Origin of the sequence: Salarchaeum sp. JOR-1, assembly GCF_007833275.1 — an archaeon.
GTDB lineage: Archaea > Halobacteriota > Halobacteria > Halobacteriales > Halobacteriaceae > Salarchaeum.
This window is the reverse complement of sequence record NZ_CP042241.1, coordinates 768956-789989: the sequence shown is the minus strand read 5'-3', so window position 1 is coordinate 789989 and position 21034 is coordinate 768956. Positions and strand designations below refer to the sequence as shown.

Genomic DNA, 21034 nt, shown 5'->3' with positions numbered 1-21034 from the left:
AAGCCGCGGCCGCCACACGGACGCGTATGGCAGGTCTCGCCGTTCTGGTCGTCGCCGCCGTCGCGAGCCTCTTCATGGCGTGGGCTATCGGCGCAGGCTCGTCTGGGTCGACGCCGTTCGCGCCAGCGGTCGGTGCGAACGCGATTCCGGTGATGCGCGCGGGGTTCCTGGTCGGTATCCTCGGATTCGCCGGCGCGGTGTTCCAGGGCAAGAACGTGAGCGAAGCCGTGGGCCAAGACCTCATCATCGGGCAGTCGCTCTCGCCGACGGCGGCGGTCATCGCGCTCACCATCGCCGCGGTGCTCGTCGCAGTCGGCGTGTTCACGGGCTACCCCATCGCCACCGCGTTCACCGTCACGGGCGCGGTCGTCGGCACGGGCCTCGCGATGGGCGGCAGTCCCGCGTGGGCGAAGTATCAGCAGATAGCGACGCTCTGGGTGCTCGTGCCGTTCGTCGGCGGCGGCATCGCGTACGCCACCGCGCGGGCGCTCCGCGGCCTCGACCGTGACCGCGTCGTCATCTCCGTCCTTGGCGGCGTCGTCGGCGTCATCGTCGCGAACGTGAAGTTCGTCTTCCTCGGTCCGAGCGGCGTGAGCCGGTCGCTCTCCGCCGCAGTCACGCCCGGACTCCCGGGTCGCGCCGCCGTTTCGATGGGCGTCGCCGCGCTCGTCGCACTGGCGCTCTACCGCGAAATCAGCCGGAATCGCGCGCGCGGCCAGCGCCGCTTCCTCCTCGCGCTCGGCAGCCTCGTCGCGTTCAGCGCCGGCGGCAGTCAGGTCGGCCTCGCGGTCGGCCCGCTCCTCCCGCTCGTCGGCGGGGACGTCCCCATCACGTACGTGCTCGTCGGCGGCGGCATCGGACTGCTCGCCGGGTCGTGGACCGGCGCACCCCGAATGATAAAAGCGCTCAGCCAGGACTACTCCAGCCTCGGCCCGCGCCGCAGTATCGCGGCGCTCATCCCGAGTTTCGCCATCGCACAGGTCGCCGTGTTCTTCGGCATCCCCGTCTCCTTCAACGAGATCATCGTCTCAGCCATCGTCGGCAGCGGATACGCCGCGACGGGCGCGGGCGGCGGCGTGAGCAAGCGGAAAATGGTGTTCACCGTGCTCGCGTGGGTCGGGTCGCTCGGTCTCGCGCTCGCCGCGAGCTACGGCGCGTACCTCGGTGTCGACGCCGTCATCTAGGCGTCTTGTTCGGCCTCGGTTTCGAGCGACTCAGCGTCGTCGTCGGGTTCCTCGACACGGGAGACGCGCGCCTTCATGATGCGAGTGTTCTCCACCGTCTCCGCGCAGAGTTCGACGCCCTCGTAGTCGAACGTCTCACCCTCCTCCACGAGTCGGCCCGCGCGATTGAAGATGAAGCCAGCGATGGTCTCGAACTCCTCGCCCTCGGGGAGTTCGATACCGAGCGCGTCGTTCACCTCGTCGATGTTCACCTCGCCCCGCACGAGCACGGAGTCGTCGTCAACGAACGTCACGGGCTTTTCCTCCTCTCCTTCGAGGATCTCGCCGACGATCTCCTCGATGAGATCCTCAGTCGTGATGAGTCCTTCAGTCGTGCCGAACTCGTCCAGCACGACGACCATACCGACCCGCTCCTCCTGCATCTCCTGTAGTAGTTCGTCGACGTTCTTCGACTCGGGGACGTGCAGGGTCGGTTCGAGGAGGTCGGAGAGCACCACGTCGTCGCCCTCGCCGTAGACGTGCTGGCGGACGAGGTCGCGGAGCGCGACGACCCCGATGACGTTGTCGAGGCTTCCCTCGTAGATCGGGAGGCGCTCGTGGCCGGACTGCACGCACGTCTGAATCGCCTCGTCGACGGACGCGTCCTTCGGAACCGCGTCCACGTCGAGGCGCGGCGTCATCACCTCCTTCGCGATGGTGTTGTTGAACCGGAAGATGCGCTGGAGCATCTCCCGTTCTTCCTCCTCGATGACGCCCTCGCGCTCCCCGGTCTTGATCATCTCCTGAATCTCGTCCCGGGACACGTACGAGGTCTCGATTGCGGCGCGCCCGCCCGTGACGCGGTTGACGAGCCGCGTGAGGTAGTCGAACGTGACGACGAGCGGGTAGAGGACGCGTTCGGAGAGCTTGAGGAACGGCGCGACGCGGAGCGACCACGACTCCGTGTGTTCGACCGCGTACGACTTCGGGCCGGACTCCCCGAACAGCAGGACGAGCGCCGTGACGCCGAACGTCGAAACGAGCACTGCGACTCCCGAGTTCGTGACGTACATCCCGACGAGGGCGGTTGCGAGCGAGGACATCGCGATGTTCACGAGGTTGTTCCCGACGAGAATCGTCACGAGAAGGCGGTGCGGATCCTCCTTGAGGTCGGCCACGGCTTCCGCCCCGGGAACACCGTCCTCGCGTAGCGCGTCGATTCGGTGACGGGCGATGGAGAACATCGCTATCTCGGAGGACGAGAAGAACGCCGACAGCGCCATCAGGACGATTATCGCAACCACGCCGAGCGCGGCGTACGTATCAGTCCCGAGTGTCACGCCGAACACCAGCGGTGTCAGTACCGGAGACAAACCCACAATAGTCGTGGGTTTCGTCCGCGGCCGATTAAACGTTACCCCCTGCGTGCCGCGGGCAACACGTTTACGCCGGGTTCGACCGAACGGAGAGGTATGAGCGCGAGCGAAGCAACGCCGAAACCGGAGAGCGCGGACGCCGAGGTGCTGCTCTACCGATTGCAGGCGTGTCCGTTCTGTGAGCGCGTGGTGCGCAAACTCGACGAGTACGACATCGACTACCACTCCCGGTTCGTCGAACCCCTGCACTCGGAGCGCGACGCCGTAAAGCGCGTCGTCGGCGCGCGCACCGTCCCCGCTATCATCGACGAGAACACGGGCGTCGCGATGGCGGAGTCCGGAAACATCGTCCAGTACCTCGACCGGACGTACGGCGAGGGGGGTGAGAACTGATGGATTTCGACGTCGTGAGCCTCCCCGAGGCCGACCACGTGGAGGCGGGCGAGCACGCGCCGAACTTCACGCGCCCGCTCGTGAACGACGAGTACTGGGAGGACACATCGCTCACGGATCTCCTCGACGAGTCCCCGGTAGTGCTCGTGTTCCACTCGATGGACGGCGCGTTCCCGGCGACGTACGCGTGGCAGGAGCTCTCCGAGCGAGAACTCGAACAGCACGGCGTGCAGGTCGTCGGCCTCTCCATCTCGTCGCCGTACGAGCACAAGCGAACCATCGAGGAGCGCGGCATCGAGCAGTACGCGCTGTTCAGCGACCCCGCGAACGACGTGGCGCGCAAGTACGGTATCGAGCACGACCTCGACGGCATGACGGGCGTCGAGGAACCGCGTCCCGCGGTGTACGTCATCGACCAGGACGGAACCGTGACGTACGCGTGGGTCGCCGAGGAGTGGCCCGACTTCCCGGACTACGACGAGATCGAGGCCGCGGTCGACGACCTGTAGATGTCGCTCGCGGACGCCACCACCGCCATCGAGGACGGGGGCCTCGTCGTCTACCCGACGGACACCGTCTACGGCCTCGCGGGCGACGCCCTCGACGCCGACGCGATAGAGCGCGTGTTCGCGGCGAAGGGCCGCGACCGCTCGAAGCCGCTGTCGATGGGCGTCGGGAGCGTGGACGCCGCGCTCGACTACGTGAACGCGAGCGAGCGCGAGGAGGCGTTCATGCGCGAGTTCCTCCCGGGCGCGGTGACCGTGGTCTGCGAGAAGCGCGATGCCGTCCCGGACGCGCTCACCGGCGGGAAACCGACGGTGGGTGTTCGCGTGCCCGACCACGAGCTAGCGCTCGACTTCCTCGACTCGGCGGGGCCGGTGACGGCGACGAGCGCGAACCGGAGCGGCCGCTCGAACGCCCGGCGGGCCACCGACCTCGACCCCGAGATCAGGGACGCCGCCCGCGTGGTGCTGGACGGCGGGGAGACCGAGGGCGGGGAGAGCACGGTCGTGGACGCGGACGCGGGCGTGATCCACCGCCGCGGCCGGGACGCCGACCGAATCGACACCTGGCTAGAGGAGCGAGCGTAGGCTCCTCGTTTTCGTCCCGCACTCCGCTCGGTAGTCGCAACTCCCGCAGCGCGCGGTGTCGCGCAGGCGGGGCGGCGGCCCGTCCAGTCCCTCGACGGCGCGGAGCGTGCGGCGGTAGAGCGCGCGATTCCCCGCGGTGAGTCGGACTTCCCGGACGACGCCGTGCCGGGGGTACTCGACGAGCGCCGACTCGACGGGCGTCCGTTCGCGCCACGCGAGCGCGAGCGCCGCCGCGACCGCACGCACCCGCTGTGGCTCCCACACGCCGCTGTCCGCGGGGTCGCCGGGCGAGACGAGCACCGGCCGGAGCGGATCGTACCCGACTTTCTGCACGTTCCCCCGGCAGTCTCTCCCCTCGACGAGCACGTCGCGCTCGGGCGGGTCAGTGAGGGTCTGCCAGCAGTCGCGTTCGCTGAGCGCGTCGAGCCGCCGTCGGTAGGTTCCGGGGTCGACCGCGAGGTCGAACGTCCGGAGGGCGGTGTCCGACGCGACGAGGAACTCGGGGTATCGCCCGGAGAGGGCGGACGCGCGCTCGGCCGCCGCCGGCAGTCCGTCGGGCGGGTCGCGTCGCCGATAGTAGAGCTGGCGCGGACAGTACGCCGCCGTCGCCAGCGCGCTGAAGGTGGGCACGACGCCCGCTGGCCGCGGCTTCCTACTTGAACCCTACAACGAGACGTCCATCTCCTGGCCTTCGGTGGCTTCGTCGAGGCCGTCCTCCTGCACGCTCTCCGTGAGGGGGTCGGTGAGTTCGCGGTCGGTGAGGATGGCTTCGAACTCGTCGCGGTAGCGGTCGTTGACGCGCCGAATGTCGCGGCGGGCGTCGCGGACACGGCGATAGCGGCGGACGGTACTGGTGCTGACGCCGAGGGCGTCCGCGGCCCCGGCGAGGGTGTCGTGGTCGTCGAGGGCGGCGTCGAGCACGTCGAACTCGAAGGGTGCGTCGAGGTCGGTGTCTGTGAGGAGGTGGAGGTCGAGGCGGGCGCGAGTGACGGTTTCGGGCGTGGTGTCGAGGTCGCGGGCGATGGCGGCGTCGGACTCGTCGGCGTAGAACCCGCGGACGACGCGGACGTACTCCTCGGTGGTGAGGTCGGTGGTGAAGTCAAGGGCCTCCCGCATGTGATCAACAGTGTCGCGGAGTCGGTCGTCCACCTCGTCGTCGGAGGCGAGAGTGCCGTGGGTCTCCGTCTGGGACTCGGTGACGGTGTCCTCCTCGGTGACGTCGAGGAAGATATCGCGGAGTTCCTCGGTCTTCTCGTTCATGATGGGTCGAAAGCACGTCCCGCTTCATTAAAGGCTTGTTGGGCGTTCTCACGCGGCGAGAGCGTTCCGTAAACCAGTAATTTGAACACGGTTGACGAAGGGCGTGTGAGTATGAGTACGAACCACGAGTCGGTCGACCTGGTCGGCGACCAAATTGTCGGGAACCTCGCGCGGGCGGCGCTGTTCGCGGCGCTCACCGGCGTGTTCGCGTACGTCTCCTTCCAGCTCCCAGTGTCGAGCGTGCCGTTCACGCTCCAGGTGCTCGGCGTGTTCCTCGCGGGCGCGTTCCTCGGGCCGGTCTGGGGGTTCGCGGCGATGGCGCTGTACGTCGTCGCGGGCGCGGTCGGCGTCCCCGTCTACGCGTACGGCGCGAGCGGCCTCGGTACCCTGTTCGGACAGTGGGGCGGCTACCTCTGGAGTTACCCGCTCGCCGCCGCCATCGTCGGATACGCCGCACACGGCGCGGACGGCCTCCGCGACCTCGACGCCATCTCGCTCCCCCGGCTCGTCGCCGGGATGGCCGTCGCGACCGCCCTCATCTACGCGTTCGGCACGGTGTTCTTCGCGTACGTCGGGAACGTCGGACTGGTCGAAGCGGCGCTCACCGCCGCCGTCCCGTTCGTCCCCGCCGAGTTGTTGAAGATGGGCGCGACCGTCGCCGCGGTTCGCGCTGACGGCGTGACTGCCGCCTGATGATCTCCGCCGACTCGCTCGTCCACGAGTACGGGGGAACGCGGGCGCTCGACGGCGTCACCCTCGACATTTCGGACGGAGAGTTCGTCGTCGTCGCCGGCGCGAACGGCAGCGGGAAGACCACGCTCGTCCGGCACTTCAACGGCCTGCTCGAACCGGACGCGGGCGACGTGCGCGTGAACGGCACGCCGGTCGCGGACGACCTCGTCGCGGCGCGCGCGAGCGTCGGGATGGTGTTCCAGGATCCCCGCGACCAGTTCGTCGCCGGCACCGTCCGGGAAGACGTGGCGTTCGGCCCGGAGAACCTCGGCCTCCCCCGCGAGGAAATCGAGGAGCGCGTCGCGGCGGCGCTCGACGCCGTGAACATGACGGGGCGGGGCGACGACCTCCTGAGCCGGCTCTCGGGCGGCGAGCAGGAGCGCGTCGCCATCGCGGGCGTGCTGGCGATGCGGCCCGACCACGTCGTGCTCGACGAACCGTTCACCGGTCTCGACCAGCCCGCGCGGGAGAGCGTGCTCGCCCGCCTCGACGCCCTCCACGACGCCGGGACGAGTCTCGTCGTCGTCACCCACGACCTCCGGGACGTGTTCGAGCGCGCCGACCGCGTCTGCCTCATCTCCGAGGGACGGGTGCTCGCGGACGGCGCGCCCGACGACGTGCGCGACAGACTCTCCGCGGCGAGCGTGCGCGACCCGTGCTGACCCACGAACCCGGCGACTCGCTCGGGCATCGCCTCGACCCCCGGTCGAAACTCGCGCTCCAGGCCGGGTTCGCCGCCGCCGCGTTCGCCCACACGACACTCCGGGGGTTGCTCGCGCTCTCCGCGCTCGCCGTCGCCGCGACGCTCGCGTGCGCGCTCTCCCCCCGCGCGGCGCTCCGCGAGTACCTCGCCGTCCTCCCATTCCTCGTGCTCGCGCCCGTGATTCAGGCGCTCACGTGGGGCGCACCCTGGTTCGTTCTCGCGGACGCCGTCCAGCCCGCGCTCGCGTCGTGGCGGACGCTCCTCCTCCTCCTGCTCGCCGCCGCCTACGTCCACACCACACCCGTATCGGAGTCGCGGGCCGCGGTCGCCTGGCTCGTCCCCGGACGCGTGGGGCGGTTGCTCGGCGTCGGCGTCGGCCTCGTCTTCCGCTTCCTTCCGCTCCTCCAGCGCGACGTGCGACGGCTCCGGGACGCCTCGCGCGCCCGACTCGGCGACCAGCGCAGCGTCCGCGACCGCGTGCGCCTCGTCGGCGTCGGCGGCCTCCGGCGCGCCCTCCAGCGCGCCGACCGCCTCGCGCTCGCCCTGCGCGCGCGCTGTCTCTCCTACAACCCCACGCCGCCCCCGCTGGCGTTCGCAGCGCGGGACTGGCTCGCCCTCACCGCCACTCTCCTGCTCGCCGCGAGCGCGTACGCCGACCCGCTCGCCGCGGCCGCCACGTGACTGGTTACAAGTGGTAGACAGAACGCACAACAAGCCTCCCATCGTTAGCCGTTGTGACAACCTTTAAGCGCGTCCTGTCCGGGATAACGCGTATGTCACTACTCGCGCAGGCGTCGGACGTGACCCGTCCGACATTCTGGCGCATCGGCCACGTCGGCGAGGCCCTGTTCTACTACCTCGCCGCCGTCGCCATCGCCGTCTTCCTGTACGGCGTCTACGACCGGTTCGCGCGCTACACCCGGGGAAGCGAGGAACCCCGCGAGCGCGTGAACGACCTCGCGAGCCGCGTCGTCTCCGCCGCGAAAATCGTCGCGTCGAACGAGAAGCAGTTCGACCGCGACCGGTACGCCGGCGTGATGCACCTCTTCATCCTCTGGGGCTTCCTCACCCTCCTCATCGGCACCACCATCCTCGCCATCGACATGGACATCTGGACGAAGGCGCTCGGTCAGCCCTCGTTCTGGACGGGCGACTTCTACATCGCGTACTCGTTCGTGATGGACGCGCTCGGCCTGCTGTTCGTCGTCGGCGTCGGCATGGCGCTCTACCGCCGCTACTGGGCGAAGACCGACCGCCTCTACGGAAAACACACGTCCGCCGAGGACGGCCTCTTCCTCTGGACGCTGTTCGCGCTCGGCGTCGGCGGCTACCTTCAAGAGGGCGTCCGCATCCTCGGGACGAGCGCCACCCGCGACGTCTCCTTCGAGACCGCGAGCTTCGTCGGCTGGTTCACGAAGGACGTCCTCCAGCTCGTCGGCGTCACCCCCGAGATGGCGAGCGCCGCGTACGCGCCGCTCTGGTGGAGTCACGCCCTGCTCGCGCTCGCGTTCATCGCGACGATTCCCTACGCGAAGCCGTTCCACATGATCTCCTCGTTCGCGAACGTGGTCACGCGCGACGAGGACGCCGGCAGCCGCCTCCCCCGGGTTCCCGAGGACGCCAGTCCGGACGAAATCGGCGCCTCCGACATCGACGACTTCTCGTGGAAACAACTACTCGACCACGACGCCTGCACCAAGTGCGGCCGCTGTTCCTCGGTCTGTCCCGCGAAGGCATCGGGTCGGCCGCTCGACCCCCGGGACGTGATTCTCGACCTGAAGAACTACCGCGAGAGCCTCGACAGCGGCGACGGCGAGGAGAAAGCCATCGTCGCGGACGGCGGCACCTCCGTCATCGACTCCTCGACGATGGAGTCCTGCATGAGCTGCATGGCGTGCATGGACGCCTGCCCCGTCGACATCGAGCACGTCACGCAGTTCACGGAGATGAACCGCCGCCTCACCGAGTCCGGCCAGATGGACGAGAACGTCCAGGAGACCATGATGGATCTCTTCCAGAACGGGAACAGCTTCGGCGACCCCGCCCGCAAGCGCCCGGACTGGGTCGAAGACCTCGACTTCGACGTGCCGGACGCCCGCGAACAGGAGGTGGAGTTCCTCTGGTACGTCGGCGACTACCCGAGCTACGACGAGCGGAACAAGAAAGTCGCGCGGTCGCTCGCGCGCATCTTCCACGAGTCGAACGTCTCGTACGGCATCCTCTACGAGGACGAGCAGAACGACGGGAACGACGTGCGCCGTGTCGGCGAGGAAGGCCTCTTCGAGATGCTCGCCGAGGACAACATCGAGGCGTTCGAGTCGTGTGACTACGAGAAAATCGTCACCACCGACCCCCACTCGTACAACACGTTCAGCAACGAGTACGACCAGTTCGGGTTCGAGAACACGGACGCCGTCTACCACTACACGCAGGTCGTCGAGGAACTCGTCACCAACGACCGCCTCGGCCTCTCGGGAACGGAACTCGACGACACCGTCACCTACCACGACCCCTGCCACCTCGGGCGGTACAACGGCGAGTTCGAAGCGCCCCGGGAGGTCATCCGCGCGACCGGCGTCACCCTGGACGAGATGCCGCGCAACCGCGCCAACAGCTTCTGCTGCGGCGGCGGCGGCGGCGGCCTCTGGATGGACTTCGACGAGGAACCCAAGCCGTCCGAGGAGCGCATCCGGGAGGCCCTCGAGGACACCGACGCCGGCTCCGGCGTCGACCGGTTCGTCGTCGCGTGCCCGATGTGTATGACGATGTACGAGGACGGCCGCAAAACGGGAAGCTTCGAAGACCAGATCGAGATCACGGACATCGCGGAACTCGTCGTGGAGGCGCTCGCGGCCCGATAGGGTCGCGGAACGAGCGAGCGGCGTGGCCGCGAGCCTCGATGCAAAGAAGGAGACCGCGGCGTCGGACTAGCGGTACTCGTTTTCGCGGTTGTTATCGACGCCCGAGCGTGAGCGTGAGCGTTACCACTCGGTGAGCGCGCGCGGGCCGTGAGAGGACGCGAGCACAGCGAGGAAGAGGAACGCGGCGAGGACGGCGGACGCGCCGCCGATGTAGAAGACGGCGTCCATGCCGTACGCGCTCCACGCCCAGCCGCCGAGGAGAGGGGCGAGGACGCTGCCGGGCCGCCAGACGAGTTCGCGGACGCCGAAGCTGGACGCGACGCCGTCGCCGTCGGAGCCCTCGTCGGCGAACAGGGCCATGCTCGCGGGTTCGCGGACGCTGTCCGCGACGCCGAGCAGGCCGTTCAGGAGGACGAGGGGAAGGAAGGCGGCGCTGAGTTCGCCGAGGTAGGGGAAGGCGGTGGGGACGCCGAGCGCGCTCCCGATGGCGGGCGTGAACGGGACGAGGAGGGCGACGACGCCGTAGGTGAGGCCGCCGGCGAACACGAAGAGCGAGCGGCCGAACCGGTCGCTCAGGCGGCCGGTGAACGGCTGGCAGAGCATGTTCGTGAACTTCTCCGCGGTGAGGACGAGCGTGACGACGATGGGCGCGTAGCCGAGGCCGCCGCGGGCGACGGTGACGCCGGCGAAGAGCGCGAGCCACGAGCGGGTGAGGGTGACGGCGACGGCGTAGGGCGCGCGGAAGGACGTGAGGGTGAGGATGCGGCGGTTGAGCGCGAGGTCGCTGAACGGGAAGCCGGGGACGCGGGTGTCGTCGGGGTCGAGGACGGCGAGCACGGCGAGGAAGGTGAGGAAGAACAGGGCGACGACGGGGACGTAGGCGGCGGCGAACCCGAAGCCCTGGTAGAGGAGGGCGGCGCTGAACATGCCGAGGATGGACGCGGCGAACCGGCTGGCGTTCGCCTTCCCGATGTGGTTCGCGCGGGTCGCGCCCGTCGCGAGTTCGCCGACCATGCCGAGCGTGAGGAGGCCCATGCCGGTGGCGAGGACGCCCTGGAAGCCGCGCGCGACGAGGACGCCGGTGGTGGACGCGACGAACCCGAACCCGGCGTAGGTGAGGACGCCGAGCGCGAGGCAGGCGAGGAGGACGCGGCGCTTGTCGCCGCTGTCGCCCCAGTAGGCGAGCGGGACGACGGCGAGCGTCTGCACGAGCGTGAAGGCGGTGTAGAACAGGCCGGCCATGAAGTCGGACGCCCGGAGGGCGTCGACGTAGAACGGGAGGAGGATGGAGACAGTCGCGATGCCGAACCCGGCGGCGAACCGCGCGAGGTAGAGCGCGTAGAACTGGCTGCGAGAGGACACAGCGGTAGGAACGCGGGCGGCGAAAAGTCGGTTCCGATACGGGGTTCGCGAACGCTTTTACTCGCCGCGGCCCCAGTATGGGTATGGACATCACGCGGCGGCCGCGCCGACTGCGGCGGGACGGCATCCGTGAGCTGGTGAGCGAAACGAGTCTGGACAGTTCGGACCTCGTCGTGCCCGTGTTCGTGGACGCGACGACGGACGAGCGCGTGCCCATCGAGTCGATGCCGGGCCACGAGCGCGTGCCCGTCGACGAGTCGGTGGCGCGCGTCGAGGAGGCCATGGCGGCGGGCGTGGAGGCGGTGATGGTGTTCGGCATCCCCGAGTCGAAGGACGAGCGCGGGACGCGGGCGTGGGCCGCGGACGGCGTCGTGCAGCGCGCCGTCCGTCGAATCACGCAGGAGACGGACGCGTACGTCATCACGGACGTGTGCCTCTGTGAGTACACCGAACACGGCCACTGCGGGGTTCTCACGAGCGAAGCGAGAGAGGGCTGGGAAGAGCAGCCCTCTGACGGCGTCTTGGAGGCGGACGCGGAGGCGGACGGTCGGCTGACCGTGCGGAACGACGAGACGCTCGACCTGCTCGCGAAGACGGCGGTGTCGCACGCGGAGGCGGGCGCGGACATGGTCGCGCCGTCCTCGATGACGGACGGCATGGTTCGCGCGATTCGCGAGGGCCTCGACGGCGCGGGCTTCGAGAATCTGCCCGTGATGAGTTACGCCGTGAAGTACGAGAGCGCGTTCTACGGGCCGTTCCGGGACGCCGCGGACGGCGCGCCCGCGTTCGGCGACCGCCGGCACTACCAGATGGATCCCGCGAATCGGCGGGAGGCGATGCGCGAGGCCCGCCTGGACGTGGAGGAGGGCGCGGACGCGCTGATGGTGAAGCCCGCGCTCCCGTATCTCGACATCGTCAGCGACGTGCGCCGCGAGTTCGACCACCCCGTCGCGGCCTACAACGTCAGCGGCGAGTACGCGATGCTGCACGCCGCCGCCGAGAAGGGCTGGCTCGACGTCGAGGAGACGGCGCTCGAAAGCCTGCTCTCCGTCAAGCGCGCCGGCGCGGACCTCGTCGTCACGTACTTCGCGGAGGACGTGGCTCCCGTTCTCGACTGACGTGCGAACGCGCTGGCTCGCCCGATCAACGACGCCTCGTGGCGCGGTGTCGTGGGGCGCGCGCTCCGACACGACGAGCCGTTCGGCAAGTATTTCCGAAACGTTCGTCCAGTTCCCCGGGGATTCAGAGACGTTCTTTGGACGAAATACAACCTAAAGGACGTATTATCCGATTAGCAATGCGACGAGTGACCACTAAACACGAATAAAAAGTTCTTTTTTCAAGCAAACCGTTATGTAGTGAGTTGTCTTGACTTTCTCTCGTCGATGAACGAGACAAACGAACATACATCGGGTAAAGTACTGGACGAACGTCCGGGTGGTTCGGCGTGGCAGTGACCGGAATGGACGCCATCGTGACCGGCGTCAACCTCCTGTGGGTGCTCGTCGTGACGTTCCTCATCTTCTTCATGCACGCCGGCTTCGCGATGCTCGAAGCCGGACAGGTGCGCGCGAAGAACGTCGCGAACCAGCTCACCAAGAACCTCCTCACGTGGAGCGTCGGCGTGCTCGTGTTCTTCCTCGTCGGCGCCGCCGTCTCTACCATTGCCGGCACGCTCACCTCCGGCGGAAGCCCGGACATCGCCGGCGCGTTCTCGAGCACCTTCTCGCCCGACGGCGTGAACGCGTGGGTGAGCTGGCTGTTCGGCGCGGTGTTCGCGATGACCGCCGCGACCATCGTCTCCGGCGCGGTCGCCGGGCGCGCGAAACTCCGCACGTACGTCGCGTACACCATCGTGCTCGCCGCCGTCATCTACCCCGTCGTCGCCGGCATCTCCTGGGGGAGCTCCGGCCTCCTCGTCGACCTCGGATTCCACGACTTCGCCGGCGGCATGGTCGTCCACGGCATGGGCGGCGTCGCCGGCCTCGTCGCCGCGTGGGTCATCGGCCCGCGCATGAACCGCTTCGAGGCCGACGGCACCGTGAACGTCATCCCCGGCCACTCCATCACGTTCGCCGTGCTCGGCACGCTCGTCCTCGCGTTCGGCTGGTACGGCTTCAACGTCGGCACCGCCGCGAGCGTCCTCGAAATCACGGACGACGGCACGCTCCAGCTCGCCGCGTTCGCGACGGTGGGGCGGGTCGCACTCACGACGACGCTCGCGATGGCCGCCGGCGCGGTCGGCGCGGGCCTCGTCTCCGTTCTGAAGACGGGGAAGGTCGACACGCTCTACGTCGCGAACGGCCTGCTCGCCGGCCTCGTCGGCATCACGGGCATCACGGACGCGACCGTCTGGCCGGGCGCAATCGCCGTCGGCCTGCTCGCCGGCGCGCAACTCCCGGTCGTCTTCGAACTCGTGGAGAAGAAACTGCGCATCGACGACGTGTGCGCCGTCTTCCCCGTTCACGGGTCTGCGGGCATCCTCGGCGCGCTCGCGTTCCCGTTCGTCGCCGTCGACACGTGGCAGGGCGGCTTCGACGCAGCGTTCCTCACCGACGCGCTCGTCGCGCAGGTCGTCGGCGTCGTCGTCATCGTCGCGTGGACCGCCGCGCTCACCGCGGTCGTCTTCGGCGCGGCGCGCTCCCTCGGACAGGCCCGCGTCAGCGAAGACCACGAACGCGAGGGGCTCGACGTGTCCGAACACGGCGTCGAAACCTACCCCGAGTTCGGCCGCGAAGGCGGTATCCGCACCGACGGCGGCGTCGACCTCCCCGAAACGAAGCCCATCGCGGATGGCGGAGAAGACGACGGACTCGAGCTCGACTCGGACGCAGAAATCGAGCTCGTGATGTCGGTCATTCGGCCCGACCGCCTGAGCGACGTGAAGACCGCGCTCGCCGAGATCGGCGCGCCGTCGCTCACCGTCACGAACGTCTCCGGGCGCGGCAGTCAGCCCGCGAAGACCGGGCAGTGGCGCGGCGAGGAGTACACGGTCGACCTCCACCAGAAGGTCAAAGTCGAGTGCGTCGTCGCCGACATTCCCACGGCGGACGTGGTGGAAGCCATCGCGGACGCGGCGCACACGGGCGAGAAGGGAGACGGGAAGGTGTTCGTCCTCCCCGTCGCCGACGCCTACCAGGTTCGGACAGGGAAGACCGGCCCGGACGCGGTCTGAGACGAGGCGTATCGCGCGGGAACCGACAGCGAACTCCCAGCCATCAGCCGCTTTCCGCTGTTTCCTCGGTGAGCGACGGCACTCGACGGTGAGCGCGGAGCGTCAATCCTTTTCCCGAGTCCGACCCAACCTCCGAGTATGAACCGCGATACGTCGCGCGACCTCTACGACCGCGCGCTCGACTCGCTCCCGGGCGGCGTGAACTCCTCCGTGCGCGCCGCGCCCGTGCCGTACCCGACGTTCGTCCGGTCGGGCGAGGACGGCCACGTCGTCGACGCGGACGGGAACCGCTACGTGGACTGGGTGATGGGCCTCGGGCCGCTCCTCCTCGGGCACAGCCTCCCCGACCGCGTCACGTCCGCGATCCAGTCACGGACTGCGGACGGCCCGATGTTCGGGATGCCGACCGAACTGGAAGTCGAACACGCGGAGTTCGTGACGCGCCACGTCCCCTCCGTGGAGATGGTTCGGTTCGTGAACTCGGGGACGGAAGCGACTGTCTCGGCCGTGCGCCTCGCGCGCGGCTACACGGGCCGCGACAAGGTCGTTGTGATGGAGTCCGGCTACCACGGCGCGCAGGAATCCACGCTCGTGGAGCGCGTCGGACCACGTCCGACGGAACGCGCGAGCGGCGATGAGCCGCGAGCGGTGCAGGGACAGCCGTCGTCGCCCGGGATTCCGGCGTCGTTCGCGGAGCACACGCTCCCCGTGCCGTTCAACGACCCGGAGGCCGCCCACGCGGTGTTCGAGGAGCACGGCGACGACATCGCCGCGGTGCTCGTGGAGCCGGTTCTCGCGAACAAGGGCATCGTCGAACCCGACCCCGGCTACCACGAGACGCTCCGCGATTTGGCGGACGACCACGGCGCCCTGCTGGTCTGGGACGAGGTCATCACGGGCTTCCGCGTCGGCGGCCTCCAGTGCGCGCAGGGCAAGTACGGCTTCGACCCCGACCTCACGACGTTCGGGAAGATCATCGGCGGGGGGTTCCCGGTCGGCGCAATCGGCGGGAAGACCGAAATCATGAACGAGTTCACGCCGTCGGGCGACGTGTTCCAGGCCGGGACGTTCTCCGGGCATCCGGTGACGATGGCCGCGGGCCTCGAAACCCTCCGGTACGCCGCCGAAGAAGACGTGTACGACCACGTGAACGAACTGGGCGAGCGACTCAGGTCGGGTCTGGAGGACGTGGTCGAAGATCAGGCCCCCGAGTACTCGGTCGTGGGGACGGACAGCCTGTTCAAGGTCGTGTTCACGCGCGACGGCGAACGCCCCCGGAACGGCAGCGATGTCGGTGACGCGAGCGTGGAGCGCTGGAACCGCGTGTTCCGCCCGCAGATGCAGGACGCAGGCATCATGCTCTCGCAGAACCAGTTCGAGAGCCAGTTCGTCGCGCACGGTCACACGGAGGCGGACGTGGAGCGAACCATCGAGGCGTACGCGGACGCGCTCTAGAAGGGAAGGGGGTTTCAACGACGCCCTCCCAGTATTTGTATGGACAAGAGCGAGCCGATTCGGCTGGCGACGCGGGGGTCTCAGCTCGCGCGCCGGCAGGCGGCCGAGGTGCAGGCCGCCCTCGAAGACCGCCGGTACACGGTGGAACTCGTGGAAGTGGAGACCGAGGGCGACCGCATCACGGACGAACGCATCCAGGACCTCGGGAAGACCGGTGCGTTCGTGCGCGCGCTGGACGAGCGCGTTCTGGAGGGAGAGGTGGACGCGGCCGTGCACTCGATGAAGGACGTACCGACCGACGTCCCGGACGACCTCGTGACGGCGGCGGTGCCGCGGCGGGCGAGCGCGGGCGACGTGCTCGCGACCGTCGACGGCGAGAGCCTCGACGAACTGCCGGAGGGCGCAATCGTGGGGACGTCGAGTCTCCGGCGGAAGGCCCAGGTGTTGAACGCGCGCCCCGACCTCACGGTTGAGCCGATTCGCGGGAACGTCGACACCCGGCTGGAGAAACTGCTCGCGCCCGCGCTGCAGGAAGAACACGAGCGCCGACTGGACTACGAGAAGGAACAGCAGTCCGCGGAGGCACGCGACCAGAAACGGGAGGGCGACGACATCCACCAAGACGACGACCGCGAGTACGACCGGGACGTCGAGGAGTGGTTCAGTTCGCTCTCGGAACTCGAACGCGCCGCGATGGAGCGCGAGGAAGAGACGGCGTACGACGCGGTCGTGCTCGCGCGCGCCGGCCTCGAACGCAGCGGACTGGCGTACGACGTGTCGCTCACCGACCTCCCCACTGAGGAACACGTCCCGGCCCCGGGGCAGGGCGCGCTCGCGGTGACAGCGCTCGACGGCGAGGTGGCGGACGCGGTGCACACGGCGCTCGACCACCCGCGCTCGCGGGTAGAGACGACGACTGAACGCGTCGTGCTCGAAGAACTGGGCGGCGGCTGTATCGCTCCGATCGGCGTGCACGCGTTCATCCAAGGCGGCGTCGTTCGCACGCACGTGCAGGTGTTCAGCGAGGACGGCAGCGAGTCCGTCGTGGAGACGCGCGAACTCGACATCGACGACTACGCGGCGGACGCCCGCGAACTCGCGAGTGACCTCCGGGAGCGCGGCGCGGCAGACCTCATCGCGGAGGCGCGCCGGGAATGACCGGAACGGTGTCCCTCGTCGGAAGCGGCCCCGGCGACCCCGAACTCCTCACCGTGAAGGCCCGCCGCCTGCTGGACGAGGCGGACGTGGTGTTGCACGATAAGCTCCCCGGGCCGGACATTCTGGAGACGGTTCCGGCGGCGAAGCGCGAGGACGTGGGAAAGCGCGCGGGCGGCGAGCGAACGCCCCAATCGGAGATAAACGAACGCCTCGTCGAACTCGCCCGCGAGGGCAAGCGGGTGGTTCGGCTGAAGGGCGGCGATCCGTTCGTGTTCGGGCGGGGTGGCGAGGAGATGGAGTACCTCGCCGACCACGGGGTTCCGTTCGAGGTCGTGCCCGGCGTCACCTCCCCGTTGGCCGCGCCCGCGGTGGCGGGGATTCCCGCGACCCACCGCGACTTCGTGTCGAGCGTCACGCTCGTCACCGGTCACGAGGATCCGACGAAGGAGGAGTCGAGCGTGGACTGGGGTGCGCTCGCCGCCACCGGCGGCACGCTCGTCGTGCTGATGGGCGTCGGAAGACTCCCCGAGTACACCCGGGAGCTCCGCGAGGCGGGAATGGATCCCGAGACGCCCGTCGCGCTCGTCGAGAAGGGGACGCGGCCCGGCCAGCGCGTCGCGACCGGGACGCTCGACACCATCGTCGACGTGCGCGACGAAGCGGGAATCGAACCGCCGGCCGTGACCGTTATCGGCGAGGTGGCGCGCGTCCGCGAGCGCGTGGAGGCGTTCCTCGATGCCTGACGTCGCCGTCTTCCGTCCCGACGACGGGCGACTCGCGCGGGCGGGCGACCACCTCGAAGCCCGGGGCGCGACGCCCGTGCTCGACCCGATGCTCGAAGTCGCGCCCACGGGGAACACGCCACGCGACGACGCCGATTTCGTGGTGTTCACGAGCAAGACCGGCGCGGAACTCGTCGCGGACGCCGGCTGGGTTCCGAGCGAGGCGACGGTGTGCGCAATCGGCGAGTCGACGCGGGTTGCACTAGAAACAGAGGGGTTCGGCGTGGACGTGGTTCCCGGGGAGTACTCGTCTACCGGCCTCGTGAACGCCCTGCGAGACCGGGTCGGTGGGTTGCGCGTGGAAGTCGCGCGCTCCGACCACGGGAGCGACGTGCTGCTCGACGGCGTCACCGAGGCGGGCGCGTACGTCCACGAGACCGTCCTCTACCGACTCACGCGACCCGCAGAGAGCGGCGTGTCGGCCGAGCGCGCGGCCGCCGGGAGCCTCGATGCGGCGCTGTTCACGTCGAGTCTCACCGTCGAACACTTCCTCGACGCCGCGGCCGAACGCGACCGGCGCGCGCAGGCAATCGAGGGATTGAACCGCGCCGTCGTCGGCACAATCGGCGAGCCGACCCGGCGAACCGCAGAGGAACGCGGCATCGAGGTGGACGTCGTGCCGGACGAGGCGAGTTTCGAGGCGCTCGCGGACGCGGTGCTCGACGAACTGTAGGGCGGACGTTTATAGCCGAGAGCGACCTAGCGAGTGGCGATGAGTGAGACGACGGCGTCGTTCCCCGTACCGGAACTCGAAGCGCGCGCACGCCGGTGTGCGGACGCGCTCCGCGACGCGGACGCGGTGCTGCTCGCGTCCCATATCGACGCCGACGGCCTCACGAGCGCCGGCGTCGCCTCACAGGCGCTCTCACGGGCGGGAATCGACCACGAGACCCGCTTCGAGAACCAGCTCGGCCCCGAGGAGATTGCGGACATCGCCGACGCGGATTACGATACCGTTCTCTTCACGGACTTCGGGAGCGGCCAGCTCGACGAAATAGTCAAGTACGGCTTCACGCCCGTCGTTGCGGATCACCACCAGCCCGCCGATGTCGACATCGAACACCACCTGAACCCGCTCCTGGAGGGCGTGGACGGCGGGAGCGAGCTCTCCGGCGCGGGCGCGGCGTACGTGCTCGCGCGAGCGCTCGGCGGCCCCGAGAACAGGGACTTAGCGGCGCTCGCCGTCGTCGGCGCGGTCGGCGACATGCAGACCGAGGGCGGGGAGTTGGTCGGCGCGAACACCGCCGTCGCGAAGGAGGGCGTAGAGGCGGGCGTGCTCGACACCACGCGCGGACTCGCCGTGTACGGCGTGCAGACGCGCTCGCTCCCGAAACTTCTGGCGTACGCGAGCGAGGTGCAGATACCCAGCATCACGAACGACCGACAGGGTGCGGTGCGCTTCCTCGCCGGCCTCGATATCGACCTTCGGCGGGACGGCGAGTGGCCGACGTGGGCGGAACTCACCGTCGACCAGAAGCAAACGGTGGCGAGCGCGCTCATCCGGCGCGCGATACGCAACGGCGTCAGCACGGACGACGTCGAGAACCTCGTCGGAACGACGTACACGCTGGTCGAGGAGGAACCGGGAACCGAGGTGCGGGACGCGAGCGAGTTCTCGACGCTCCTGAACGCGACGGCGCGCTACGAGCGCGCTGACGTGGGGCTCGCGGTCTGTCTCGGCGACCGGGATAGCGCGCTCGCGGAGGCCCGAGAGCTCCTCACCGAACACCGCCGGAACCTCTCCGCGGGCGTACGGTGGGTAGAGGAGCACGGTGTCACCCAGGAGGAGCACGTGCAGTGGTTCGACGCGGGCGACGAGATTCGGGACACCATCGTCGGTATCGTCGCGGGAATGGCGATGAGCGCGGACGGCGTGCGGTACGACAAACCCATCGTGGCGCTCGCGCGGAAGAACGAGACGGAGTTGAAAGCTTCAGCCCGCGGAACGAGCCGGCTCGTCGACGAGGGGCTCGACCTCTCCGCCGTGATGGGGGAGGCGGCGCGGTCGGTCGGCGGCGACGGCGGCGGGCACACCGTCGCGGCGGGCGCGACCATTCCGGACGGCGACGTCGAGGCGTTCGTCGACGAGGTGGGCCGGCTAGTCGCTGCGCAGCTATCCTAAGTCCAGCACGCCCGCGTACGCGAGCACGGAGACGGAGAACGCGTAGACTGCACTGCCGGCGGCCAGCGCGATGAACGGGACGGAGAGCAGTCGTGCGGTTCGGTAGCCGACGAACCCGCGGCTGGTTCCCATGACGACGAATCCGCAGAGCGTCGCGACCAGCGTGACGGCGGCGGCGACGACGAGGCGGTCACGGCGGCGCATACCAGGACGTGGCGGAGCGCCGGCAAATCGGTGTCGGTCACCCACCAACCACGATTCTGTATCGCCCTATTTGGTTTATTATCGGTGAATCGGCCGGTTTTTACCCGCGACTCCCCCGAGGAAGGATATGAGCGACTTCACGCCCGAGGAGTTCGAGGAGGAGAAGTACACGGAGTACTTCTCGCAGCTCCAGACCGCGTACAAGCGGGCGTTCAACGAGCTGAACGGGACGTACGACTCGACGCTGATTCACGCCATCGACCAGCAGATACTGAACGAGAGCGAGCCGCACTACGAGGGCGACGGCGAGTTCTCGATAGAACTCCCAGACGACCCTATCGACCGCCTGACGGGCGCGCCCGTGAGCGACGAGAAGGCCGCGGAGACGCTCGACGTGTACGTGGAGGAGTTAAAGGAGCAGTTGCGCGCGACGTTCGATTTCGCGTAGTCCAAGAACTTAAGCCGCCAGACACCGTGTTCTTCAGTATGAGCACCGAGAGTCAGTCCGGCGACGACCTGGAGGAACGCATCAACAACTTCCTCCGCCGGAACTTCCCGCAGATCCAGATGCACGGCGGCAACCACGCGATTCAGAACATCGACCGAGAGAACGGTACGGTCAGCATCTCTCTCGGCGGCGCGTGTTCCGGCTGCGGTATCAGCCCGATGACGATTCAGGCGATCAAGTCCCGGATGACGAAGGAGATTCCGGAGATCAACCAGGTTCACGCGGACACCGGCATGGGCGGACAGGGCGGTGACAGCGGGATGAGTCCCTCGTTCCCCGGTGAAACGTCCGACGACGGCGAGGACGACGAAGGCCCGCAGGCCCCGTTCTAATCCTCGGTCCAGTAGAAGAGCTGTTCTTTCTCGGCGCCACAGGACGGGCATTCCTCGGGAAGGCCGTCATGAAGGTCGGCCATTTCACCGCACTCCGAGCAGCGCCAGGTGAGTTCCGCCTCACCGAACTCGTGTCCGGCGCGCTCGTGTTCGATTGAGAGCGATTCGACGCCCTCGCGGGTAGTGACGTAGAACCCGTCCTCGTCGAACCCGCGGACGGTGCCGAGTTTGTGGCCGTCGTCGTTGTAGATCGTTGCGCCGAGCGCGACTTCTGGTGGGTCGTCTGCCATACGCGGAGAATCGGCGCCAGCCGGGATAAAAGCACCTGCTAACACAGGTATAAATCCCATACCACGA

23 protein-coding genes are annotated in these 21034 nt (G+C 68.6%); 17 read left to right on the top strand and 6 right to left on the bottom strand.

Going from position 1 to position 21034, the window contains the following annotated elements:
* Window positions 1–26: 26 nt before the first annotated feature.
* The gene (locus FQU85_RS05105) at window positions 27–1184 is read left to right on the top strand and encodes an inorganic phosphate transporter (protein WP_145845174.1); all 1158 of its coding nucleotides are present in this window, start codon (window positions 27–29) and stop codon (window positions 1182–1184) included.
* Here FQU85_RS05105 and FQU85_RS05100 read toward each other — a convergent pair.
* Window positions 1181–2542: a hemolysin family protein gene (locus FQU85_RS05100; RefSeq protein ID WP_370516766.1), complete on the bottom strand. Its 1362-nt coding sequence runs from the start codon at window positions 2540–2542 to the stop codon at window positions 1181–1183. The two genes, FQU85_RS05105 and FQU85_RS05100, sit on opposite strands and share 4 nt — an antisense overlap.
* A gap of 93 nt (window positions 2543–2635) precedes the next feature.
* Between FQU85_RS05100 and FQU85_RS05095 the strand changes: the two genes are divergently transcribed.
* The 3 genes from FQU85_RS05095 to FQU85_RS05085 are packed head-to-tail and all read left to right on the top strand — an operon-like array spanning window position 2636 to window position 4023.
* Window positions 2636–2932: a glutathione S-transferase N-terminal domain-containing protein gene (locus FQU85_RS05095; protein ID WP_145845169.1), complete on the top strand. Its 297-nt coding sequence runs from the start codon at window positions 2636–2638 to the stop codon at window positions 2930–2932.
* Window positions 2932–3441, top strand: a complete 510-nt coding sequence (locus tag FQU85_RS05090; protein WP_206022070.1) for a redoxin domain-containing protein — start codon at window positions 2932–2934, stop codon at window positions 3439–3441. Before FQU85_RS05095 ends, FQU85_RS05090 begins: the two co-directional genes overlap by 1 nt.
* Entirely contained in the window at window positions 3442–4023 is a 582-nt protein-coding gene (locus FQU85_RS05085; RefSeq protein ID WP_145845162.1) for an L-threonylcarbamoyladenylate synthase, read from the top strand.
* Here FQU85_RS05085 and FQU85_RS05080 read toward each other — a convergent pair.
* Together FQU85_RS05080 and FQU85_RS05075 are read right to left on the bottom strand one after the other, a co-directional pair.
* Entirely contained in the window at window positions 4006–4653 is a 648-nt protein-coding gene (locus FQU85_RS05080; protein ID WP_145845159.1) for a hypothetical protein, read from the bottom strand. The genes FQU85_RS05085 and FQU85_RS05080 overlap by 18 nt on opposite strands.
* 33 nt (window positions 4654–4686) lie before the next feature.
* Entirely contained in the window at window positions 4687–5283 is a 597-nt protein-coding gene (locus tag FQU85_RS05075; protein WP_145845154.1) for a conditioned medium-induced protein 4, read from the bottom strand.
* Window positions 5284–5394: 111 nt separating this feature from the next.
* Between FQU85_RS05075 and FQU85_RS05070 the strand changes: the two genes are divergently transcribed.
* From FQU85_RS05070 to FQU85_RS05055, 4 genes are all read left to right on the top strand, one after another.
* Window positions 5395–5976, top strand: a complete 582-nt coding sequence (locus tag FQU85_RS05070; RefSeq protein ID WP_145845152.1) for a biotin transporter BioY — start codon at window positions 5395–5397, stop codon at window positions 5974–5976.
* Window positions 5976–6677, top strand: coding sequence for an energy-coupling factor ABC transporter ATP-binding protein (locus FQU85_RS05065; RefSeq protein WP_145845150.1), 702 nt, complete (start codon window positions 5976–5978; stop codon window positions 6675–6677). Before FQU85_RS05070 ends, FQU85_RS05065 begins: the two co-directional genes overlap by 1 nt.
* Window positions 6671–7399 (top strand): energy-coupling factor transporter transmembrane protein EcfT, encoded by a 729-nt coding sequence (locus tag FQU85_RS05060; protein WP_145845146.1) that lies wholly within the window; start codon window positions 6671–6673, stop codon window positions 7397–7399. Before FQU85_RS05065 ends, FQU85_RS05060 begins: the two co-directional genes overlap by 7 nt.
* A 92-nt stretch (window positions 7400–7491) precedes the next feature.
* Entirely contained in the window at window positions 7492–9579 is a 2088-nt protein-coding gene (locus tag FQU85_RS05055; protein WP_145845144.1) for a heterodisulfide reductase-related iron-sulfur binding cluster, read from the top strand.
* 120 nt (window positions 9580–9699) lie between these two features.
* Here FQU85_RS05055 and FQU85_RS05050 read toward each other — a convergent pair whose 3' ends face one another.
* Window positions 9700–10941 carry an MFS transporter gene (locus FQU85_RS05050; protein ID WP_145845141.1) on the bottom strand — a complete coding sequence of 414 codons (1242 nt, stop codon included), beginning with the start codon at window positions 10939–10941 and terminating at the stop codon, window positions 9700–9702.
* Between the two features lie 83 nt (window positions 10942–11024).
* Here FQU85_RS05050 and hemB point away from each other — a divergent pair, with 83 nt between their 5' ends.
* The 7 genes from hemB (at window position 11025) to FQU85_RS05015 (ending at window position 19633) form a co-directional block, all read left to right on the top strand.
* On the top strand, window positions 11025–12059 hold the full coding sequence (gene hemB / locus FQU85_RS05045) for a porphobilinogen synthase (RefSeq protein WP_145845139.1): 1035 nt from the start codon (window positions 11025–11027) through the stop codon (window positions 12057–12059).
* 344 nt (window positions 12060–12403) lie between these two features.
* Window positions 12404–14116, top strand: coding sequence for an ammonium transporter (locus tag FQU85_RS05040; RefSeq protein ID WP_145848750.1), 1713 nt, complete (start codon window positions 12404–12406; stop codon window positions 14114–14116).
* 138 nt (window positions 14117–14254) lie between these two features.
* Window positions 14255–15571, top strand: coding sequence for a glutamate-1-semialdehyde 2,1-aminomutase (locus FQU85_RS05035; RefSeq protein ID WP_145845137.1), 1317 nt, complete (start codon window positions 14255–14257; stop codon window positions 15569–15571).
* A 39-nt stretch (window positions 15572–15610) separates the two neighbouring features.
* Window positions 15611–16729: a hydroxymethylbilane synthase gene (gene hemC, locus FQU85_RS05030; RefSeq protein WP_145845134.1), complete on the top strand. Its 1119-nt coding sequence runs from the start codon at window positions 15611–15613 to the stop codon at window positions 16727–16729.
* Complete coding sequence (gene cobA / locus FQU85_RS05025) at window positions 16726–17472, top strand: uroporphyrinogen-III C-methyltransferase (protein WP_145845133.1); 747 nt, start codon at window positions 16726–16728, stop codon at window positions 17470–17472. The genes hemC and cobA overlap by 4 nt, the downstream gene beginning before the upstream one ends.
* The gene (locus FQU85_RS05020; RefSeq protein WP_145845130.1) at window positions 17465–18184 is read left to right on the top strand and encodes a uroporphyrinogen-III synthase; all 720 of its coding nucleotides are present in this window, start codon (window positions 17465–17467) and stop codon (window positions 18182–18184) included. The genes cobA and FQU85_RS05020 overlap by 8 nt, the downstream gene beginning before the upstream one ends.
* 39 nt (window positions 18185–18223) lie before the next feature.
* Window positions 18224–19633 (top strand): DHHA1 domain-containing protein, encoded by a 1410-nt coding sequence (locus FQU85_RS05015; protein WP_145845128.1) that lies wholly within the window; start codon window positions 18224–18226, stop codon window positions 19631–19633.
* Here the strand turns inward: FQU85_RS05015 and FQU85_RS05010 are convergent.
* On the bottom strand, window positions 19625–19837 hold the full coding sequence (locus FQU85_RS05010; RefSeq protein ID WP_145845126.1) for a hypothetical protein: 213 nt from the start codon (window positions 19835–19837) through the stop codon (window positions 19625–19627). The two genes, FQU85_RS05015 and FQU85_RS05010, sit on opposite strands and share 9 nt — an antisense overlap.
* 127 nt (window positions 19838–19964) lie before the next feature.
* On the opposite strand from FQU85_RS05010, the gene FQU85_RS05005 reads away from it, so the two are divergent.
* On the top strand, window positions 19965–20285 hold the full coding sequence (locus FQU85_RS05005) for a DUF5783 family protein (RefSeq protein ID WP_145845123.1): 321 nt from the start codon (window positions 19965–19967) through the stop codon (window positions 20283–20285).
* A 38-nt stretch (window positions 20286–20323) separates the two neighbouring features.
* A complete protein-coding gene (locus FQU85_RS05000) occupies window positions 20324–20677 on the top strand; it encodes a NifU family protein (protein WP_145845121.1) in 354 nt (117 codons plus the stop codon).
* Here the strand turns inward: FQU85_RS05000 and FQU85_RS04995 are convergent.
* Window positions 20674–20967, bottom strand: a complete 294-nt coding sequence (locus FQU85_RS04995) for a rubredoxin-like domain-containing protein (RefSeq protein WP_145845119.1) — start codon at window positions 20965–20967, stop codon at window positions 20674–20676. The genes FQU85_RS05000 and FQU85_RS04995 overlap by 4 nt on opposite strands.
* Between the last annotated feature and the right edge of the window lie 67 nt (window positions 20968–21034).

Coding starts and splice junctions, on each gene's coding strand:
- FQU85_RS05105 (WP_145845174.1), top strand. CDS start 27: ATGGCAGGTCTCGCCGTTCTGGTCGTCGCCGCCGTCGCGAGCCTCTTC.
- FQU85_RS05095 (WP_145845169.1), top strand. CDS start 2,636: ATGAGCGCGAGCGAAGCAACGCCGAAACCGGAGAGCGCGGACGCCGAG.
- FQU85_RS05090 (WP_206022070.1), top strand. CDS start 2,932: ATGGATTTCGACGTCGTGAGCCTCCCCGAGGCCGACCACGTGGAGGCG.
- FQU85_RS05085 (WP_145845162.1), top strand. CDS start 3,442: ATGTCGCTCGCGGACGCCACCACCGCCATCGAGGACGGGGGCCTCGTC.
- FQU85_RS05075 (WP_145845154.1), bottom strand. CDS start 5,283: ATGAACGAGAAGACCGAGGAACTCCGCGATATCTTCCTCGACGTCACC.
- FQU85_RS05070 (WP_145845152.1), top strand. CDS start 5,395: ATGAGTACGAACCACGAGTCGGTCGACCTGGTCGGCGACCAAATTGTC.
- FQU85_RS05065 (WP_145845150.1), top strand. CDS start 5,976: ATGATCTCCGCCGACTCGCTCGTCCACGAGTACGGGGGAACGCGGGCG.
- FQU85_RS05055 (WP_145845144.1), top strand. CDS start 7,492: ATGTCACTACTCGCGCAGGCGTCGGACGTGACCCGTCCGACATTCTGG.
- hemB (WP_145845139.1), top strand. CDS start 11,025: ATGGACATCACGCGGCGGCCGCGCCGACTGCGGCGGGACGGCATCCGT.
- FQU85_RS05040 (WP_145848750.1), top strand. CDS start 12,404: ATGGACGCCATCGTGACCGGCGTCAACCTCCTGTGGGTGCTCGTCGTG.
- FQU85_RS05035 (WP_145845137.1), top strand. CDS start 14,255: ATGAACCGCGATACGTCGCGCGACCTCTACGACCGCGCGCTCGACTCG.
- hemC (WP_145845134.1), top strand. CDS start 15,611: ATGGACAAGAGCGAGCCGATTCGGCTGGCGACGCGGGGGTCTCAGCTC.
- cobA (WP_145845133.1), top strand. CDS start 16,726: ATGACCGGAACGGTGTCCCTCGTCGGAAGCGGCCCCGGCGACCCCGAA.
- FQU85_RS05020 (WP_145845130.1), top strand. CDS start 17,465: ATGCCTGACGTCGCCGTCTTCCGTCCCGACGACGGGCGACTCGCGCGG.
- FQU85_RS05015 (WP_145845128.1), top strand. CDS start 18,224: ATGAGTGAGACGACGGCGTCGTTCCCCGTACCGGAACTCGAAGCGCGC.
- FQU85_RS05010 (WP_145845126.1), bottom strand. CDS start 19,837: ATGCGCCGCCGTGACCGCCTCGTCGTCGCCGCCGCCGTCACGCTGGTC.
- FQU85_RS05005 (WP_145845123.1), top strand. CDS start 19,965: ATGAGCGACTTCACGCCCGAGGAGTTCGAGGAGGAGAAGTACACGGAG.
- FQU85_RS05000 (WP_145845121.1), top strand. CDS start 20,324: ATGAGCACCGAGAGTCAGTCCGGCGACGACCTGGAGGAACGCATCAAC.
- FQU85_RS04995 (WP_145845119.1), bottom strand. CDS start 20,967: ATGGCAGACGACCCACCAGAAGTCGCGCTCGGCGCAACGATCTACAAC.